Consider the following 18,633-nt stretch of genomic DNA (forward strand, 5'->3'; position numbering starts at 1 on the left):
GGAGACCCGGCGAAGAGCGCCGGGCATGAGCGCCGAGGACCGGCGCGCCATGATCGTGCACGCCGTGCTCCCGCTCCTGGTCGAGCACGGCGCGAACGTGACCAGCAGCCAGATCGCCCGTGCCGCCGGCATCGGCGAGGGCACCGTCTTCCGCGCGTTCAAGGACAAGGACGAGCTGCTCGACGCCTGCACGGCCGAGGCGTTGCGGCCCGACCACGTGCTCGACGCGATCGCCGAGATCCCCGCCGACCTGCCGTTGGCTGACCGCCTGGTCGAGGCCGCCGAGGCACTGGGCGCGCACCTGGAGCGGATGGGCGCGTTGATGAGCGCCCTGCACGCGTCCGGGCGGCCCAAGCACCGCGACCCCGCGCACCGCGGCAAGGGCGGGCGCCGTGAGTCGATGGCCGCCATCCGCGGGGCGATGGTCGAGCTCTTCACACCCGACCGGGACCGGCTGCGGCTGCCACCGGAACAGCTCGCCGGCCTCTTCCTGACCCTGTTGTTCGGCGGCCGCAGGCTGGCGCCGGACGTCGAGCCGCCCACCACGCGCCAGGTGGTCGACTTCTTCCTGCACGGCGCTGTGGAGGCTGGATGATCCCGGGTGGTGGAGGTGGCGTCGAGTTCGTGCTCGGCCGGCGCGGACGGCGGCGGCGTGCCACGACGGTGCCGGACAGCGGGCTCACCGGGCCGGTCGACATCCCGGAACCCGAGCAGGACGACGGTCCGAGGGACGTCCGCTCGCGACTGAGGCGGATGTGGACGTCCGTGGTGGGCACCGTCCGCGGCCTGCCCAAGGTCGCGAGGCTGACGTGGCAGGCCAGCCCGGTGCTGACCGTGCTGCTGGCGCTGATCACGCTGCTGTCGGGACTCCTGCCGACCGTGACGGCGTACATCGCGAAGCTGCTGCTGGACTCCGTCGTCGCGGCGATCCAGCACACCGGCACCACGCGGGACATCGCGAACGTGGCGCTGCTCCAGTTCGGCGTGCTCGCGGCGACCGCGGTCAGCAGTGCGTTGACGGCGATCGCGCAGTCGTTGCTGCAGGAGCGCATGACGTTGACGATCCGCCACCAGGTGATGTCGCACGCCAGCGATCTGCACCTCGCGTACTTCGAGGGCTCGACGTCGTACGACATGCTGCGCCAGGCCGCCCAGGAGGCGCCGACGCGGCCGTTGTCGATGATGAACTCCGCGCTGGGGCTGGTGCGGACGCTGATCACGTTCGGCAGCATGGTCGCGCTGCTCGTCTCGATCAGCCCGCTGCTGGCGCTGGTCGCACTCGTGGCGCCGATCCCGGCGTTCATCTCGCAGTCGAAGTACGGCACGCGCGCGTTCTGGCTGACGTTCATGATGTCGCCGATCAAGCGCCGGATGGACTACCTGTCGTCGTTGGTCACGACGGACACCTACGCCAAGGAGACGAAGCTGTTCGGGCTCGGCCCGTACTTCGTCGACCGGTTCCGCCGGCTCGGCGTCGTCTCCTACGAGCGGCAGCGCAAGCTGACCGTGAACCGCAACGTCAGCTCGACCTCCTGGGGACTGCTGAGCACGTTCGCGGGTTCGGCGATCACGTTGTACATCGCGCTGGAAGCGGTCGGCGGGCGCCTGACGCTGGGCGACCTGGCGCTGTACACCGCCGCGGCAGCGTCCGTGCAGTCGTCGGTGTCCGGGCTGTTCACGGCTTTCTCCGGGATGTACGAGAACAACCTCTACCTCGACACGCTCTACCGCTTCCTCGACACGAAGCCGGAGATCACCGCACCCGCCTCACCCCGGCCGATGCCGTCCACAGTGGAGGGTCACATCGAGTTCGACGCGGTGACCTTCAGCTACCCCGGCGCCGAGGAACCCGCGCTGGACCACGTCAGCTTCGAGATCCGGCCCGGCGAGACGGTGGCGGTGGTGGGCCGCAACGGCGCGGGCAAGTCGACGTTGTTCAAGCTGCTGTGCCGCCTGTACGACCCGACCGGCGGCCGCATCCTGCTCGACGGCGTGGACATCCGGGAGTACGACCCGGTCGCGCTGCGCACGCGGATCAGCGCGATGTTCCAGGACTACGTCACATACCAGGGCACGGCCGCGGAGAACATCGGGCTCGGCGACCTGACCCGCCTGGAGGACCGGGCGCACGTCGAGGACTCGGCGCGCCGAGCCGGCGCCGACGAGCGGATCGAACGACTGCCGCGCGGCTACGACAGCCCGCTCGGCCGCTGGTTCGACCAGGGCGTCAGCCTGTCCGGCGGCGAGTGGCAGAAGATCGCGCTGGCCAGGGCGTTCCAGCGGGAGGCACCGATCCTGGTGCTCGACGAGCCGACGTCGGCGCTGGACGCGCAGGCCGAGCACGACCTGTTCGCCCGGCTGCGCGAGCTGTCGGAGGGCAGGACGACGCTCTACATCTCGCACCGGTTCTCCACGGTGCGGCAGGCGGAGCGGATCCTGTTGCTGGAGCACGGGAAGGTCGCCGAGTACGGGACGCACGAGGAGCTGATGGCCGCGAAGGCCGGGTACGCCGAGCTGTTCACGTTGCAGGCGCAGGCCTACCTGGACGAGGTTCCCGGCTGAGCCGATGAGTTCCGGCGCGGCCGGTGGTCAGCACCCACGTCCCTCTCCCGCGCGCGAACCGGAGACACCTTGAAGCTCTTGCTCACCTCGGGCGGCGTCACGAACCCGAGCATCCACGCGGCACTCGAGCGGCTGCTCGGCAGGCCGGTCGCCGAGTGCCACGCGCTGTGCGTCCCGACGGCCCTGTGGGGCCACCCGAGGTGCGGTCCGGCGTCGGTGCGGGGGTTCGTCGCCGGCGAGTCCCGGTGGCGGCACTTCTCCGGCCTCGGCTGGGCGTCGCTCGGCGTCCTCGAGCTCACCGCGCTGCCCACGATCGGCGCGCGGCGGTGGGTCCCCTGGGTCCGGGAAGCCGACGTGCTCCTGGTCGATGGCGGCGACGCGACGTACCTGCACCACTGGATGCGCGCGTCGGGGCTCGCCGACCTGCTGCCGACGTTGCGGGACAAGGTCTGGGTCGGCGTGAGCGCCGGAAGCATGGTGATGACACCCCGGATCGGCGAGGACTTCGTCGAGTGGCCGGACGCGCCGGACGACCGCGGGCTGGGAGTCGTCGACTTCTCGATCTTCCCGCACCTCGACGCCTTCCCGACGAACACGATGGCCGACGCCGAGCGCTGGGCGGCCGGGATCGACGGCCCCGCCTACGCCATCGACGAGCAGACCGCCATCGAGGTCGTCGACGGGTCCGTGGAGGTGGTCTCCGAAGGCCGGTGGAGGAAGTTCACGGGGTGAGGGGGATGCGGACCCGCGCGTCGTCGAGCCCGGCGCGCGGCCACGCGACGATCAGGTCGAGCACGTCGTCGTCCGGCCGCTCCACGGTGAACTCCTGCGAGCCGGAGACCGTTCGGTCGCCGCCGAAGAACGACCCGTCACCGTGCTGGAGCCACACGGCCTCGCTCCCCCGGACGATCGCGACCGAGGCGCCGGAGTGGCCCGTCCGGAGCCAGGTGGGGTCGTCCGGTGCCGCCGGGGCACGGCGGAAGGGGACGAACTCCCAGACGTCGCCCGCTGCCCGGCCGATGCTGAACAGTTCCAAGGACAACAGGGAACCCACGGCGACCAACCGGGTGAGCACGACCGCCACGCGGTCGTCCTGGCGATGCAGGACGCGCGGCGGCGCGACGTTCGTGCCCGACTCGACGGCCGGTGCGTGGTGGTGCACACCGGCGACGTGGGTGAGTCCTTCCGGCACGGGAAGCACCTCCAGCGGCGCCCGCCAGATCGAGATCGCCGCCCGCGCGACGGTGGTCCGGTCGGGCAACGGCAGCGTCACCACGGTCTCCGGGAAGCCGATCTCCGGCCAGGCGAACACGAACGACGTCTCGCCGAAGAGCGCCGGAAACCGGAACGCGGACCGATAGCTCTGACCCACGCTGCCGGAGGAGTCGTCGCCGCTCCACCCCGAGGAGGACCAGGGGTACTCCCAGTGCGCGCGGCCGGTGTGGTCGAGCCGGCCGACACGCAGGTCCATGCCCTCGTCGTACTCCGGCAGCAGACGGCGGGGCGCGGGGCGCACGGTGACCCCGTCGCGGATGTCGCGCTGCCGCGCGGCAGCGTCGCGCCGGTCCAGTGGGAGGCGGGCCAGCAGCTCGATCTCCAGGGAGGAGGGCCGGGACACCGCGCGCACGACACCCACGGTCAGTTCCGGCCGACACACCAGCATTCCGCCCGGATGTGCCACGGCCCCCAGGGTCTCGAACGTGTCCACCGCTTCACCATCCCAACGCCGTCCGCGGGTGTCGCCCGTCATTTGGCCCAAGGCTCGTCGGTCCACGGCAACGCGTACCGTCCGTTGGCGAGCGAACGGGCGTGGTCCACCACGTCTTCGCGGCTGGCGTTGGGGTTGTTGTCCAGCCAGTTCTTCCAGTTGGGGTTGTACCCGTCCTTGTGGATCTGGCTGTGCGTCCTGTCGTCCACCCACGAACACCACTTGGGGTCGGCCGTGTCGATGCCGAACCGCTCGTAGAACTCCTTGTGCCACTCCACCGGGAACGGGTGGTGCGCGTGGTACTTGCGGCCGTCGTTCGGCGGTGGCCCGTGGATGGCCTCGCACTGCTTGCGGTAGTCGGCGCCGCGCTCGTAGTCCTGCTTGTGCAGCCTCTCGAGATTGCGACGCAGTTCCTGGTCCCGCTTGAGCAGTTCGCGCTCCCGCTCGAGGAACTCCTTCTCGTGGCGCCGGAGGACGCTTTGCGGTGGCTCGAAGACGGTGGGCTGATTGGGTTTCGGTGAGGTGGACGACGGCGGGACGGACGGCGGCGGGTTCGACGGCCGTGGGTTCGACGGAGGCGGGTTCGACGGCGGTGGGGTGGTCGGCAGGGTGCTCGTCGGCGGTGTGGCCGGGGCCTGCGTCCCTGAGCGGCCGCCACCGCCGCCTCCTCCCCCGCCGCAGCCGTTGCCCAGCGGGTCGGGCGCGTGCACCTCACCGGGCAGGGGTTTCTGGCCGAGCGGCCCGCAGTTCATCGCGACCTGGACGCCGCGCGAGCCGGCCACTACGGTCGCCGTGCCGCCGGAATCCAGCAACGACTCGACGTTGCTCATCGACCGGCGCAGCGCGTCCTCGACGCCGAGGATCGGCGTGCGGTAGGCGTCGATCATCCCGGACGCCTGCGCCAGCACGTTCGGGGTGACCCCGCCCTCGGCGGCCGACGCCGTCCGGACGTAGGAGACGAGGCGCCGCACCAGGTCCGCGAGCTGGTCTCCCGCGGTGCGCCGGGCGTCGGCCACGACCTGTCCCATGCTGTCGGCGAGCGTGCCGACCATCGACGACAGCTCCGCCGTGTCCCGCAACGCGCCCGCGACCTCGGCGGCCCGGTTCCGGTACCGCGCACCGGACTCGCCCCGCCACGAGGCGGTGCCGGACTCGGCAGTGCTGCCGAACCGCTGCCCGACCTGGCCGACGGACTCGCCCACCCGCCGCCACGTGTCGGCGAACGACTGGATCACGGTGGCGTTGCCGGCCAGGCGGTCCACGACGTCCTGCAGATCCTGGACCTGACCGGTGAGCGCGCCGAGCCCGGCCGCACCGAGCGCGTCGACCGGCCGCGTGGTCGCACCCAGCCCGCCCATGCCTCCTCCGGCGGCAAGACCTCCGGCGACCCAACCGCACCCGCTGACGGCGTCGCACACGCTCGTCGTCCCGCTGTCCTGAAGGCCTGCGGTGATCATCGAAGCTCCCTCCCCACCGTGCGGAGCGCGTTGACGGTGCCGCTTTCCCGACGGTCGAACTCCGCGGCAGACGCGCGCACCTTCGACGCTTCACCTTCAAGGCATTCCGCGGCCAGCCGCAGCGTCACCTGCCCCGCGCTCGCCAGTGCGTCGAGCAGCGCGGCGAACTCCTGGCACGTCCTGCCGTACGCGTCGCCCGTCATGCTCTGCCGCCCGGCCAGGTCCGCGGCCGAACGGAGCTCGTCGGACAGCTTGACCAGGCTGAGCGAGTGCGCGGTCAGCTCTTCCGTCACCACCTCGAACGAGTCGCCCATCAGACCCCGTCCTCCTCCATCACGGTCCGCCCGTCCCAATCGTCGTCGTTCCGCTCCGGCGGCCGGGGCCTCCGCGGCGCGGGCGGTTGCCACCCCTGCCGCGGCACCGACTGCGACTGCGACACAGGCTGGAACTCCGGTGGGGGCGCCGAAGCGGGAAAGCGCTTTCTGGCGTCCGCCACCACGAGTGCCGCTGCGGGGTCGCCCGGCCCGATCGTCTCGGCCATGGCCCGCCCCAAGAGGTCCGGGATCCGCGCCTGGGCCCGTGCGACGCAGTCCATGACCTGCGCCGCCACCGCGCCCATCGGCGGCTGCTGGTTCCACCGCTCCTTGAGCACCAGTCCGGTCAGCACTCCCGATGCCGACACGGTGACCTGCACGGCCCCGTCCCGCGACGACTCGGTCACGGACAACCGCGAAATCCTGTCGTTGAGCTCGTCCCAGTTCGCGCTTCCAGGCACAGCGCCTCCCTCGTCGGCGGGGACAAACCTGTGGCAGCCTGGACACGCACCGGACGCCGCTCCCGTTCAGCAGAATCGTTTCCTGGCAGGCGAAATCGTCCGCTCAGCCCTCCTCACGCCGCCGAGCAGTCGATCTGTGCAGCCGCCGCACGAGGAAGTCGTGCCACGTCGCCTCGAACTCCCGCGCGAGACGCGACTCGGGTGCGAAGAAGTCCCACGCGTGGAAGGCATGGGCGTACACGCGGAGGTCGACCGGCACGCCCGCGGCCATCAGGCGGCTCGCGAAGTCGACGTTCTCGTCGCGGAAGACGTCGTGCTGCGCGGCGGCGACGAACGTCTCCGGCAGCCCGCCCAGGTCGGTGGCGCGGCCGGGCGCGCAGTACGGGTGCACGTCCGGCCCGCCCGCGCGGTCACCCAGAACCGCCTGCCACGCCAGGAGGTTCTCCCGGCGGTCCCAGATGCCGACGTCGGTGATCTGGTGGCTCGACGGCGTCGCGTTCCGGTCGTCGAGCATCGCGTAGTTCAGCGACAGCAGGCACGGGCGCGCCGCACCGCGGTCCCGGATCATGAGCGCTGTCGCGGCGGCGACGGCCCCACCGCCGCTCGCCCCGGCCAGGCCGATCCGTCCGGGGTCGATCCGGAGCTCGCTCGCGTGGCCGGCGAGGTGGGTGTAGGCGAGGTAGCCGTCCTCGGCCGCGCCGGGAGCGGGCGTCTCCGGCGCCAGCCGGTAGTCGACGACGGCCACGACGCCGCGGATCGCCAGAGCCAGCGCGGCCGGGTAGGCGATGTCGTCGTGCGCGGTGCCGAGGACCTGCCCACCGGCGTGGAAGTACGCCAGGGCGGGAAGAGGGCCTTCGAGGTCGACGGGCCTGAACAGGACGATGTCGAGCGTGGTCCCGTCGGGTCGTGCGACCGGGAGCGTCTCGACCGCCACCCGCGGGTCCCGCACCTGCTCCGGCCGCAGGGCGAGGCCGGCGCGCATGACCTCTCTCAGGGCGGGGATGTCGGTCAGGTCCATGAGGCTGCCGTTCGCCGCCTTCGGCATGGCGGCCAGCGCAGCGACGAGCTCCGGATCGATGGTCATGATCATTCCTCCCGGGTGTCAGAAGAGGGTGGGCTGGCCGCTGCCGGCCGTGATGCCGCCGTCGACCGGGAGCACTGCTCCGGTGATGAACCGCGCGTCGTCGGAGGCGAGGAACGCGACCGCGGCGGCGACGTCGGCGGGCGTGGAGTGACCGGCGAGGGCCCGCCGTTCGGTGAAGCGCTCGACCATGGCGCCGAGCTCCACGGCCTGCTCCGCGCTCACCGTGAGCGAGGGCGCGACGGCGTTCACGCGGATGCCGAACCGGCCGAGGTCGAAGGCGAGTCCGCGGGTGAAGTTGACGACGGCGCCCTTGGCGGCGTTGTAGGCCGTGAGCCTCCGGTCGCCGCCGAGCCCGGACGCGGAGGCGATGTGGATGATGCTTCCCTTGCGCTGCTTCAGGTGCGGGAGCGCCGCGCGTGCCCCGAAGAAGCAGCTGTCGACGTCGGTGCCCATCGTCAGGCGCCAGTCGTCGACCGTCGTGTCCTCGAACTCCTTGACCACGCCCGTGCCGGCGTTGGAGACGAGGACGTCGATCCCGCCGAACCGGTCGGCGGCGGCCCGCACCGCTTCGGCGACGGCGTTCTCGTCGGTGACGTCGGTCGCGACCGCCAGCGCGTGCTCCGCGCCCAGCTCCTCCGCGAGAGCGTCGAGCCTCTCCTTGCGCCGAGCCGCCAGCACGACGTTCGCGCCCTCCGCGGCGAAGCGCCGCGCGATCCCCTCGCCGATGCCCGAACCGGCGCCCGTGACGACGACGGTCTTGTCGCTGAACCGCATGGTGCCCTCCTGAGTGACAGCAGATGCTGTCATCACTCGGACGCTACCAGAAGTGACGACAGCATCTGCTGTCGCTACGCTGGGGGCATGGCGCGCTGGGAGGGCAACACACGCGGCCGGCTCGAACGGGCGGCGTTGGACCTGTTCACGCACCAGGGCTACGACCGCACGACGGTCGCGCAGATCGCCCAGCGCGCGAACCTGACCGAGCGCTCGTTCTACCGCTGGTTCACCGACAAGCGCGAGGTGCTGTTCGCCGGCGACGAGCTGGAGCGGTGCGTGCTCTCCGCGATCGAGGAGGTGCCCGCCGGCACGGCCGCGCTGCCGACGCTGATCCGCGCGTTCGCGGCCGTTCCCACCGTGATCCGACCTCGCGACTTCCTGCTGGAACGAGCAGCGGTCATCGCTGCCAACCCCCCGCTGCAGGAACGTGAGCTGGTGAAGCTCGCCTCACTGGCGGAGGCCCTCGTCGCGGCACTGGAACGCCGCGGCTGCGACGAGCGGACCGCGCGCCTGGCCACCGACGTCGGCTGCGCCGTGCTCCGGTCCGCCACCCGGCAGTGGATCGCGGACGACCGGGCCGACTTCGTCGAGCTGCTCACGTCGGCACACGCCGACCTCCTCGCCGTCGCCGCGACCACCGACCGATAATCGTGCCGTGAAACTGCTGCCCGTCACCGCTTCCGGCGCCCAGGTCGCCTACTTCGACGTCGGCGCCACCGACGGCCCCACGACCGTCTACATCGGCGGCCTCGGCCTGGCGAGCACGGTCTCGTTCGCGCCCGTCATCGGCCACCCCGCGTCGACGGGCCGGCACGTGCTGGTCGACCTGGTCGGCAGCGGCTGGAGCGACCACGACGACACGTTCTCGCACACGATCGACGACCACGCCGCCGTCGTCGCGGCCGTGGTCGAGGCGCTCGGCCTCCGCGCGGTCACGGTCGTCGGACACTCGCTCGGCGGGTCGATCGCGATCAGCCTCGCCGCACGACGTCCCGACCTCGTCGGCGCACTGGTCGTGGCCGAGCCCAACCTCGACCCCGGTGTCGGCACGATGTCCGCGCGGATCGCGAGCTTCGACGAGGACACCTTCGTCCTGGACGATGTCGACGACCCGGAAGACACGTCGGTCGACGCCCGGATGCTGCGCCGGTGGTCACCGCGCGGCCTGCACCGCACCGCGGTGTCGTTGCTGGCCGAGCGACCGGCGACCTTCCGCGCGCAGCTGACCGCGCTGACCGTGCCGAAGCGCTACATCTCCGGCGAGCTGAGCCACGAGGACCTCGACTCGGTGCGCGCGACCGGGTGCGACGTGCGCGTGGTGCCCGGTGCAGCGCACATGATGATGGACGACAACCTGGACGGGTTCGTGAAGTTGCTCGCCGACCCTCTCGACGTCAGCTGAGCACCGCGGGGTCGGTGAAGAGCGGGTCGCGCGGCGTCTCGGTCCGGAAGTCCTCGCCGGAGTCCCAGTCCTCCGACTCCTCGCCCAGCAGCGCGACCATCTCGAAGAACCGGCTCTCGACCGTCCGCAGCCCGGCGACCACCTCGGTCAGGTCGCGCGCGTCGACGAACCGGGCCCCGTCCGTGCCCACGGAGAGCACGGCCAGCCACCCGGTCGCGTCGGCGGGCCAGAGGTTGGCGCCGGTCTCGGCCCAGAACAGCACGGTGTCCTCGGCGGGCTCCGACTTGAACTCCCCCGCCGCAGCCAGCATCAGCAACGCCGTGTGGACGCGCCACTCCGAATAGCCGAAGTGGAGCAGGTAGGCCTCCAGCGCACCGTCGCGGTGGAGGAGCACACCGCACTCCTCGTCGCCGCCGCACGAGTCGTCGACCCGTTCCGCGAAGTACTCCGCCGGCGTCATCCCCACGCCCGTGGACTGCCACTCGGTGTCCGCGCGCCGGCCGTGCCACAGCCACCCGTCGAACATGGCCTCCGGGTTGGCGATCGCGCCGAGGTCCTTCACCGGGGTGCGCAGCCAGGACTCGAAGCCGTCGCGCGACATCGGAATCCTGGCCGCCACCATGAAGCTGTCCGACACGAGCTGGTCCCCTCCGTCTAGCCGATCGGAGGCACTTGGTATCACACCGACGACCACGGACCCGTCGGCGGCCGGGAGGGGTGCCGGTCAGCACCCCGCCCGACACCCTCACCTCAGCAGGAAGGCGTCCACGACCGTCTGCGTGACGGAGTTGCCGGCACTGTCCCGAGCCGACGCCCTGAGCGACACCGACGCGGCACCCTTCGGATGACTCAGCACGGCACCCCACTCACCGCCAAGACGCACCAAAGGCGCGGCCCGCCACGTCACGCCCCGGTCGTGCGACACCTGCACACCCGTCGGCAGAGCGTCCAAGCCGGTGTTGTGGTGGACCGACAACGGCACGATGGTCGACGACGCCCGGCTCGCCCGGTTGTTCCCGTCCACGGCGGGCCGGAACTTCACGGCCATCAGCGGCAGCGACTGGACCCCCTCCGCGACCGTGTCCGACCTGAACGTCCAGTCGGCGACGATCTTGCTGGTCAGCGCGCGGTCCCTGGTCGCCTCGGCGTGCAGCCGGAAGGTGGCCGGACCGGCGCCGGCCGGGAAGAGGCCGCCGGTGCTGGAGCCCCTGCCGACCTCCACGCCGTCGCGGTACAGCGTGGAGCTGCCGGTGTGCGCGGAGAAGCCCTCGCGGTCGGTGCCGGAGTCGGCGAACAGCGGGACCTGGAAGACCATCGTGTCGCCGGACCGGTTGGCGTACCGCGTCGGCCTGCCCGGGTTCGAGGGGAGGTCGGGGCCGAACACCGCCAGGTTGTACGAGTCGGTGGCGGTGCGCACCTTCGGGAAGCTCGTGGGCGCGCTGGAGAACAGGCGCGACTGGAACTCGCCGGCGGTCGTCATCTCCGTGAACTCGTTGTACCACGGCGTCTCCGGCGAGTAGAGCTCGTCGAGGACGAACGGCAGCGGCTTGGTGATCATGCCCTCACGGGTGCCGACGGTGCCGGGCACGGTGGCGCCGTGCGTGGTGCGGACCTTGACGAGGTCCTTGTCCCGCAACCGGAGCACGGGATCGGCCGGCATGCGTCCGTTGACGTCGGCGCGCACGTTGTAGAGGTACGGGCTGGCGTCGAAGCTGCCCGCGCCGTCCTGCTCGGCGAACCGGCCGCCGGCCGAGTAGCGGAACTGCCCGGACGTCTTCGACGGGCTCACGAGGACGTCGCCGTACTCCGGCGGGCTGATCGTGGTGCGCAGGAAGTCCTTGCCGCCGTAGGAGGTCGACCGGGCGAACTCCACGAACTTCTGGCCGGACCCGGCACCGGGGCGGTCGAGGACGAGCCCGGCGGGTTTGCCGAGCCGGGCGTCGGCCGTGATCGTCGTGGGCGCGTTCAGGTTCACGTCGGGCTCGACGGCGACGGCCAGGCGACCGTCCGATGTGTACACCTGAGACTCGAAGTAGTAGTGGCCCTTGGGCACCCGGACGGTCAGCGACCCCGACGCGTCGTACGGCACGCGTGCCTCCGGCTTGCTCAGATCGACCAGCCGGAACGCGTAGTCCGGCGTGGGCTTGCCGTCGGTGCCGAGGAAGGTCGCCTTGAGGTCGTAGCTCTCCACCTCGCGCGTGACGGCGATGGGCGTGCGGACGTCCCCCGCTGTGACGACGCCGCTGTAGATCCCGTCGGCACCGTCGACCTTGGTGTTCGTGGTGACCGTGGCCTGAGCGCTCCCACCGGAAGAGATCGTCAGGGTCGCCGGAGCGACGGTGACCATGCCCGCCGGAGCGGCCTTGCCGTCGGGGCCCTTGAGGTCGGCGGCCAGGTTCAGGGTCACGGGTGACGTGCCGGTGTTGAAGTAGGTCACGGCGGTGGCGATCGGCACGTCGTCGGTGTGCGGCCATTGCACGATGCCGTTGTTGATGCTGCCGATGGACGCGTGCACGGTCGCGGACACCGCCTTGGCGACGTCAACGCGACCGGCGCCCTGCTCGAACGCGGTCAGCGCCGGGTTCGGCTTCGCGCTGCCCATCAGCGCCGCCTTGAGCTGCGGTGCCTTCCAGTCGGGGTGCTGACCGGCCAGGACCGCGGCGGCACCGGTGACGTGCGGGGTGGCCATGGACGTGCCGGACAGCGCGACGTGGTCCTCCCCCACCGGCGGGACCTGCCTGCTGATCAGGCTGTCCTTCGCCAGTGCGGCGACGATGTCCACGCCGGGCGCGGTGATGTCCGGTTTGACGGCGTTGTCGCGCAACCGCGGGCCGCGGCTGGAGAACTCGGCCAGCGCGTCGGTCCGGTCCACCGCGCCGACGGTGAGGGCGGCGTCCGCGGCGGCCGGCGAACCCGGTGTGCGCCCGCTGTTGCCCGAGGCGATCACGAAGAGGGCGCCCGTCTGCGCGGTGAGCCGGTCGACCGCCTGCGACAACGGGTCGGTGCCGTCGCTGGGCGCGTCGCTGCCCAGGCTCATGTTGATCACCTGCGCGCCGCTGCCCGCGGCCCACTCCATCCCGGCGATGATGCCGGACTCGGTGCCGCTGCCGGCGTCGTTGAGGACCTTGCCGACGAGCAGCGAGGTGTCCGGTGCGACGCCCTTATAGGTGGCGTGGTTGCCGGTCACGATCGACGCGACGTGCGTGCCGTGCCCGTGCTTGTCGACGGTTCCGCTCGCGCTGCCGGTGAAGTCCTCGGCCTCCACGACCGCGTCGGTGAGGTCGGGGTGGGTGGGGTCGATCCCGGTGTCCAGCACCGCGACCCTGGTGTTCTTGCCGGTGAGCCCCGCCTGCCAGGCGGCCGGTGCGCCGATCTGCGCGACGCTCTTGTCCAGCACCGCGTGCACGGGTCCGTCGAGCCAGATCCTGGTGGCGTCGCGGGTGTTCCAGAACGTCGTGTCCTTGGCCGCGACCACGGCGGCGCCGCCGATGCTCGGCAGCTCGCGCACCTTGCGCGCACTCGACGCACCAGGCTGGGTCACGATCAACGGGATGTCACCGCGTTCGGCGTCGCCGTAGCCGCTGCCGAGGAGCTCGGTGACGTTGAACAGCCGCGGGTCGAGCTGTCCGGACCGCAGCATCCCCAGCGCGTCGAACGGGATGACGTTGACGTCGCCGTCGACGTCGGTCCGGGTGACGAAACCGATCTTCTCCCTGCCCCGCGCCGCCCGCACGTCGGCGTGCCCGGTCGCGGTGAGCACGACCTGGTCCCCGGTGACGAGCGTGACGGCGCGTCCCGGACCCGCCGGTGCCGCGACCGGCGCGGCGTCCGCCTGTGCCGCCGGTCCGACGAGACCGGTCGTCGCGACCACGGCGACCGCGACGGACCTTCTCCACCTGTGGCTCATACGCCCCCCTTCAGAGATCTCCGGCGCCCGCCTAGAGATCTACTGGCTCCGAGGGTGGTTTCCACGACTTGCCAGTTGCCAGTATTGGTCTAAACAACTGCGACAGGCCCAAATCGGTCATCACCGGCATCGACCGGTTCCCGTGCCGGATCTCCGTACACTCCGGACGGTCGTCGGGACGAGGGGGTTCGTGGTGAGCGGCAGCAAGGTGCTGGTGGCCGGGGCGAGCATCGCGGGGCCCGCGCTGGCCCACTGGTTGCAGCGGCGCGGCGCCGAGGTGACCGTGGTCGAACGGGCTCCCGGCCTGCGTCCCGGCGGGCAGGCGGTCGACGCGCGCGGGGTGACCAAGGACGTCATCGCGCGGATGGGGCTCGACGCGGCCGTCCGCGCGGCCTGCACCGACACCGCCGGCGCGCACATGGTGGACGCCGACGGGACCGTCGTGGAGACCTACCGCGCGGACGACGACGGCGGCGACGGGTTCATCTCGGACATCGAGATCCTGCGCGGCGACCTGTCCCAGGTGCTCTACGACGACACCCGCGACCACGTCGAGTACCTCTTCGGCGACCGCGTCGCCGACCTCTCCCAGGACGCGGACGGGGTCGACGTGACCTTCGCCGGCGGCGACCGGCGGCGCTTCGACCTGGTGATCGGGGCCGACGGGCTGCACTCGTCGGTGCGCGCGATGGTCTTCGGGCCGCGTGAGCGGTTCGTCCGGCACCTCGGGCTGGTGCTCGCGTTCTACAGCGTGCCCAACGAGTTCGGGCTCGACCGCTGGTTCCTGCAGCACCAGGACGAGGAGACCGGCCGGTCCTCCGGCCTGCGTCCCATCCAGGACGCCACCCGCGCGATGGCCCTCCTCTCGTTCCCCGCGGCCGGCTTCGACGTGGACCACCGCGACGTCGAGGGCCAGAAGCGCCTGCTGCGCGAGCAGATGACCGGTCTGGGCTGGCTCACCCCGCGGATCCTCGCCCACCTCGACGACACGCCGGACTTCTACCTCGACCAGGTCGCCCAGGTCGTCATGGACCGCTGGTCGCACGGGCGGGTGGGCCTGATCGGCGACGCCGCCTGCAGCTCGTCCCCGATGTCCGGGCAGGGCACCGGACTCGCGCTGGTCGGCGCCTACCTGCTCGCCGGCGAGCTCGCGTCGGCCGGCTGGGACGCCGAGAAGGCGTTCGCCGCCTACGAAGCGCGGATGCGGCCGTTCGTCGAGGCCAACCAGGAGATCGGCCGGGCGCACGCGGAGAGCGTGCTGCCGGGCGCCGAGGTGGACCCCGAGCCCGACATGGACGCGCTGATGGCACTGGTCGACCGCGCGCTGAACGGCATCGAGCTGCCCGACTACGCCGACGTGCCGGACCTGCGCCGTTAGATCAGCCGGGCCTGCTGGCTGTCGATGAAGTTCTGCGCGCGCTCGAGCGTGTGCGAGGAGTAGGTCCCTCCTGCCCGCGCGTCGAGCAGGGCGTTCTGCTGCGCGTCCATCATCAGCCGCTGCAGCTCCAGGTGCTGGTGCCGGTGGCCGTCCGCCTTCTGCTCGACCAGCATCTTGTCGACGTTCTCGCTCATCGCGAGCGTGCGTTCGCGGGTCATGGCCAGGACCTCGTCGTCGAACGGCGCGCCGTTCTCGCGGCACAGCTCCGGGTTCGAGACCACCTCCTGCGTCGCGGCGATCAGCTCGACGGCCAGCCGCGCGTACTCGCGGCGCTCGTGCTCCTCGTCGTTGCCGCGGATGCCCAGCCAGCGGATCACCAGCGGCAGCGAACCCCCTTGCACGACCAGGGTGAGGATCGCGACCGTGAAGGCGATCAGGATCAGTTCCGGCCGGTGCGGCAGGTCGGTGGGCAACGTCTGGGCGGCCGCCAGCGTCACGACGCCGCGCATGCCGGACCACGCCAGCACGGCGCCGCCTCGCCAGCTCAGGCCCTCGCTCGCGTAGAAGGCCACGTCGGCCTGCTTGCGCTGGATCGCGCGGACGCCGCGTTCGTAGCGCTTGTCGTTGTCGGAGCTGGGACCTCGCGCGGTGACGCGTTCGAGGAACGTCGCGATCTTGTCCGTGAAGGCGTCCGCCCGGCGTTGCTGGCGGCGCAGCATCGCGATCAGCGGCACCATGAACGCCACCCGCAGGACGACCAGTGCCACCGTCGCCAGCACGCCGAGCAGCAGCGTGCGTCCGAGCCCGTCCTCGGCCACGTCGGTGACCACCGACGTGAGCTCGAAGCCCATCAGCAGGAACACGCCGTTCTCCAGCAGCAGCTGGATGGTGCGCCAGTTGGTGCGCTCGGAGATGCGGTCGTGGGCGGTGAACTTGCGGGCGCTCAGGTGCCCGGTGACCAGACCGGCCATCACGACGGCGATCACGCCGGACGCGTGCAGCTCCTCGGCCGGGATGAACGCGAGGAACGGGACCACGTAGGAGATCGCGGTCGTCAGCACCGGCTGGCCCTGGATCTTCGACCGGACCCACACCGTCACGAGGCCGGCGACGAACCCGATCACCACCCCGACCGCCACGGCGAACGCGAAGTCGCCGAGCGCACCACCGAACGTGACACTGGCCGTGATGGCGACGATGGCCGTGCGCAACAACACGAGCGCCGTCGCGTCGTTGACCAGCCCCTCACCCTCGAGGATCGTGACGAGCCGCGGCGGCAGCCCGAGCCGCTTGCCGATGGACGTGGCCGCGACCGCGTCCGGCGGGCTGATCACCGCACCGAGCGCGAGCGCGGCCGCGAACCCGATCTCCGGCAGCAGCCACCAGATCAGCAGCCCCGTGCCGAACGCCGACACGGCCACCAGCAGCACCGACAGCGACCCGATGGTGGTGAAGTCGCGCCGGAAGTCGACCACCGGCACGTTCACCGCCGCCGAGTACAGGATCGGCGGCAGCACGACCGTGAGGATCAGCTCCGGCGCCACCGCGACGTGCGGCGCGCCCGGCAGCTGGCTGCACGCCATCCCGACGAGCACCAGCAGCACGGGCGCGGCGACACCCAGCTTCGGAGCGAAGTACGACACCGCCACGATGATCAGCACGCCGGCCACGGCGAGCAAGGCCAGTTCCTGCATGGCGTGCAGTGTGTCCGATCGGGACGGATCTTGCCGGTCAGCCCACCGGCGAGTCGGCGGGCAGGACGTGCCGTCCGTCACGGTCGGTGCTCAGGCACAACGAGCAGATCTCCCCACCGACCGCACTGGCCGCCATGTCCGGCCGCTCGTACGGCTCACCGCACACGACGCACTCGTACCGCGTCCCGCTCGGGTTCCCCTCCTCGTCGAGCATGGGCTCCGCGATCCCGTCGCCGGACCGCCGCAGGTAGAAGCGCCCCCGCGTGACAACCGCCAGCAACGGCGTCAGTACCACCGGGATGCCGACCGCGACCAGCGGCGAGTAGGGCTGGATCGCCGCCCCGAACAGTCCGAAGTAGACCGAGATGGACAGGATCGACGAGGCCAGGAACGACCCCACCCCCACCGGGTTGACCGCGTACAACATGCCCCGCCGGAACTCCGGCTGCTTCGGCGACAGCTTCAGCACGTACTTGTTGATCGCGATGTCCGTGGCCACCGTGACCACCCACGCCATCGCGCAGTTCGAGTAGAAGCTCAGGATCTTGTTGAGGAAGCTGAACATGTCCGCCTCCATCAACACCAGCGCGATGGCGAGGTTGACCAGCACGAACACCAGCCGCCCCGGATAGTGCTTCGTGACGCGCGTGAACGAGTTCGTCCACGCCAGCGACCCGGAGTAGGCGTTGGTGACGTTGATCTTCACCTGGCTCAGCACCACCAGCACCAACGCCAGCGGCACCACCAGCCAGCCGGGCATGAACTGCTTGAACACCCCGGTGAACTGCTCGATGGGCTCGACCGCCGCCACCTTCCCGACGGCATCGAGCACGTACACGGCCATGAACACGCCGATCGCCTGCTTCAACGCCCCGAACACGACCCACCCGGGACCGGCCAGCACCGTAGCCGTCCACCAGGCCCGCTTGTTCTCAGCCGTCCGCGGCGGCATGAACCGCAGGTAGTCGATCTGCTCGCCGATCTGCCCCATCAACGACAGGCAGACACCGGCACCCAGCATCACAGCAGCGGTGTTGACCCCCTGGTCCCCGTAGGCGAGGAACCGGCTGACCGACTCGGGCTCCGAGATGACGAGGAACAGCAACGGAGCCACCATCAGCAGCAACCACAACGGGTTCGTCCAGCTCTGCAGCTTCGCCAGCACCTTCATCCCGTAGATCACCAACGGGATGATCACCAACGTGGACGTGGCGTACCCCAACCACAAGGGCAGCCCCACGGCATACCGCAACCCTTGGGCCATGATCGAGCCCTCAAGCGCGAAGAAGATGAACGTGAAACTCGCGAAGATCACACTGGTGATCACCGACCCGTAGTACCCGAACCCGGACCCACGGGTGATCAGGTCGAGATCGATGTTGTACCGAGCCGCGTAATAAGCCAGCGGAAACCCGGTAACGAAGATGACGATCGCCGCGAACCCGATGGCCAGCAAGGCATTGCCGGTGCCATGCGTGAGCCCGATCCCGGCGCCGATGGAGAAGTCGGCCATGTAGGCGATCCCGCCCAGCGCGGAAGCACCGACCACAGCCGGTGTCCACCGCCGGTAAGTGCGGGGAGCGAATCGCAGGGTGTAGTCCTCGAGCGTCTCCTTGGACGCGCCGAGAGCCGGTGTGCGCTCCACAACCTCGTCAACGGTCATAGGCTCCGAAGCTACGACCAGCGCATTTCCACGGATAACGCACCGTGTGACAGCCAAGTGACACAGAGTTCACAGACTGAGACGGGAACCAGCGAGGCCGAAGGCGAGCAGTCCGAAGCCGAAGGCGAGCCGCTTTGAGCCAAGAGCGCCGGCGGTGGGGTCCCGTCACGAGTCGCACCACAGCACTCGCTGCAACGAGATGGGGGTGTCAAACGGCCACGCTTTT

General features: G+C 70.9%; 16 protein-coding genes. 6 read left to right on the forward strand and 10 right to left on the reverse strand.

Annotation, left to right across the window (positions count from 1 at the left end; all coding sequences use genetic code 11):
* The first annotated feature begins 25 nt into the window (after positions 1-25).
* The 3 genes from ACFWV3_RS22425 to ACFWV3_RS22435 all read left to right on the forward strand — a co-directional run bounded on the left by ACFWV3_RS22425 (position 26) and on the right by ACFWV3_RS22435 (position 3,294).
* The gene (locus ACFWV3_RS22425) at positions 26-595 is read left to right on the forward strand and encodes a TetR/AcrR family transcriptional regulator (RefSeq protein ID WP_382413377.1); all 570 of its coding nucleotides are present in this window, start codon (positions 26-28) and stop codon (positions 593-595) included.
* Positions 592-2,562 carry an ABC transporter ATP-binding protein gene (locus tag ACFWV3_RS22430; RefSeq protein WP_382413361.1) on the forward strand — a complete coding sequence of 657 codons (1,971 nt, stop codon included), beginning with the start codon at positions 592-594 and terminating at the stop codon, positions 2,560-2,562. The genes ACFWV3_RS22425 and ACFWV3_RS22430 overlap by 4 nt, the downstream gene beginning before the upstream one ends.
* Positions 2,563-2,631: 69 nt before the next feature.
* Entirely contained in the window at positions 2,632-3,294 is a 663-nt protein-coding gene (locus tag ACFWV3_RS22435) for a Type 1 glutamine amidotransferase-like domain-containing protein (protein WP_382413362.1), read from the forward strand.
* Here ACFWV3_RS22435 and ACFWV3_RS22440 read toward each other — a convergent pair.
* From ACFWV3_RS22440 to ACFWV3_RS22465, 6 genes are all read right to left on the reverse strand, one after another.
* The gene (locus tag ACFWV3_RS22440) at positions 3,284-4,270 is read right to left on the reverse strand and encodes a hypothetical protein (RefSeq protein WP_382413363.1); all 987 of its coding nucleotides are present in this window, start codon (positions 4,268-4,270) and stop codon (positions 3,284-3,286) included. The two genes, ACFWV3_RS22435 and ACFWV3_RS22440, sit on opposite strands and share 11 nt — an antisense overlap.
* A 38-nt stretch (positions 4,271-4,308) precedes the next feature.
* The gene (locus tag ACFWV3_RS22445) at positions 4,309-5,727 is read right to left on the reverse strand and encodes a WXG100 family type VII secretion target (protein WP_382413364.1); all 1,419 of its coding nucleotides are present in this window, start codon (positions 5,725-5,727) and stop codon (positions 4,309-4,311) included.
* The gene (locus ACFWV3_RS22450; protein WP_382413365.1) at positions 5,724-6,041 is read right to left on the reverse strand and encodes a type VII secretion target; all 318 of its coding nucleotides are present in this window, start codon (positions 6,039-6,041) and stop codon (positions 5,724-5,726) included. The genes ACFWV3_RS22445 and ACFWV3_RS22450 overlap by 4 nt, the downstream gene beginning before the upstream one ends.
* The gene (locus ACFWV3_RS22455) at positions 6,041-6,502 is read right to left on the reverse strand and encodes a YbaB/EbfC family nucleoid-associated protein (RefSeq protein WP_382413366.1); all 462 of its coding nucleotides are present in this window, start codon (positions 6,500-6,502) and stop codon (positions 6,041-6,043) included. Before ACFWV3_RS22455 ends, ACFWV3_RS22450 begins: the two co-directional genes overlap by 1 nt.
* A 103-nt stretch (positions 6,503-6,605) precedes the next feature.
* Positions 6,606-7,586 (reverse strand): alpha/beta hydrolase fold domain-containing protein, encoded by a 981-nt coding sequence (locus ACFWV3_RS22460; RefSeq protein WP_382413367.1) that lies wholly within the window; start codon positions 7,584-7,586, stop codon positions 6,606-6,608.
* Positions 7,587-7,604: 18 nt separating this feature from the next.
* Entirely contained in the window at positions 7,605-8,393 is a 789-nt protein-coding gene (locus tag ACFWV3_RS22465; protein ID WP_382413368.1) for an SDR family NAD(P)-dependent oxidoreductase, read from the reverse strand.
* Between the two features lie 54 nt (positions 8,394-8,447).
* On the opposite strand from ACFWV3_RS22465, the gene ACFWV3_RS22470 reads away from it, so the two are divergent.
* The gene (locus tag ACFWV3_RS22470; protein ID WP_382413369.1) at positions 8,448-9,011 is read left to right on the forward strand and encodes a TetR/AcrR family transcriptional regulator; all 564 of its coding nucleotides are present in this window, start codon (positions 8,448-8,450) and stop codon (positions 9,009-9,011) included.
* Between the two features lie 7 nt (positions 9,012-9,018).
* Positions 9,019-9,765: an alpha/beta fold hydrolase gene (locus ACFWV3_RS22475; protein ID WP_382413370.1), complete on the forward strand. Its 747-nt coding sequence runs from the start codon at positions 9,019-9,021 to the stop codon at positions 9,763-9,765.
* Here the strand turns inward: ACFWV3_RS22475 and ACFWV3_RS22480 are convergent.
* Complete coding sequence (locus tag ACFWV3_RS22480; RefSeq protein WP_382413371.1) at positions 9,758-10,402, reverse strand: hypothetical protein; 645 nt, start codon at positions 10,400-10,402, stop codon at positions 9,758-9,760. The genes ACFWV3_RS22475 and ACFWV3_RS22480 overlap by 8 nt on opposite strands.
* Before the next feature lie 108 nt (positions 10,403-10,510).
* Positions 10,511-13,672: a S8 family serine peptidase gene (locus tag ACFWV3_RS22485; protein ID WP_382413372.1), complete on the reverse strand. Its 3,162-nt coding sequence runs from the start codon at positions 13,670-13,672 to the stop codon at positions 10,511-10,513.
* Between the two features lie 193 nt (positions 13,673-13,865).
* On the opposite strand from ACFWV3_RS22485, the gene ACFWV3_RS22490 reads away from it, so the two are divergent.
* Complete coding sequence (locus tag ACFWV3_RS22490) at positions 13,866-15,050, forward strand: FAD-dependent monooxygenase (protein ID WP_382413373.1); 1,185 nt, start codon at positions 13,866-13,868, stop codon at positions 15,048-15,050.
* Here ACFWV3_RS22490 and ACFWV3_RS22495 read toward each other — a convergent pair.
* On the reverse strand, positions 15,047-16,744 hold the full coding sequence (locus ACFWV3_RS22495) for a cation:proton antiporter (RefSeq protein WP_382413374.1): 1,698 nt from the start codon (positions 16,742-16,744) through the stop codon (positions 15,047-15,049). The two genes, ACFWV3_RS22490 and ACFWV3_RS22495, sit on opposite strands and share 4 nt — an antisense overlap.
* Before the next feature lie 37 nt (positions 16,745-16,781).
* Positions 16,782-18,407, reverse strand: a complete 1,626-nt coding sequence (locus tag ACFWV3_RS22500) for a purine-cytosine permease family protein (protein ID WP_382413375.1) — start codon at positions 18,405-18,407, stop codon at positions 16,782-16,784.
* Positions 18,408-18,633: the final 226 nt, after the last annotated feature.

The sequence above is a fragment of the Lentzea sp. NPDC059081 genome, assembly GCF_042738015.1.
GTDB lineage: Bacteria > Actinomycetota > Actinomycetes > Mycobacteriales > Pseudonocardiaceae > Lentzea.

Bases quoted from the DNA above. Each gene is read 5' to 3' on its own strand.
- ACFWV3_RS22450 (WP_382413365.1), bottom strand. From the start codon at position 6,041: ATGGGCGACTCGTTCGAGGTGGTGACGGAAGAGCTGACCGCGCACTCG.
- ACFWV3_RS22465 (WP_382413368.1), bottom strand. From the start codon at position 8,393: ATGACAGCATCTGCTGTCACTCAGGAGGGCACCATGCGGTTCAGCGAC.
- ACFWV3_RS22425 (WP_382413377.1), top strand. From the start codon at position 26: ATGAGCGCCGAGGACCGGCGCGCCATGATCGTGCACGCCGTGCTCCCG.
- ACFWV3_RS22495 (WP_382413374.1), bottom strand. From the start codon at position 16,744: ATGCAGGAACTGGCCTTGCTCGCCGTGGCCGGCGTGCTGATCATCGTG.
- ACFWV3_RS22430 (WP_382413361.1), top strand. From the start codon at position 592: ATGATCCCGGGTGGTGGAGGTGGCGTCGAGTTCGTGCTCGGCCGGCGC.
- ACFWV3_RS22485 (WP_382413372.1), bottom strand. From the start codon at position 13,672: ATGAGCCACAGGTGGAGAAGGTCCGTCGCGGTCGCCGTGGTCGCGACG.
- ACFWV3_RS22460 (WP_382413367.1), bottom strand. From the start codon at position 7,586: ATGACCATCGATCCGGAGCTCGTCGCTGCGCTGGCCGCCATGCCGAAG.
- ACFWV3_RS22445 (WP_382413364.1), bottom strand. From the start codon at position 5,727: ATGATCACCGCAGGCCTTCAGGACAGCGGGACGACGAGCGTGTGCGAC.
- ACFWV3_RS22500 (WP_382413375.1), bottom strand. From the start codon at position 18,407: ATGACCGTTGACGAGGTTGTGGAGCGCACACCGGCTCTCGGCGCGTCC.
- ACFWV3_RS22470 (WP_382413369.1), top strand. From the start codon at position 8,448: ATGGCGCGCTGGGAGGGCAACACACGCGGCCGGCTCGAACGGGCGGCG.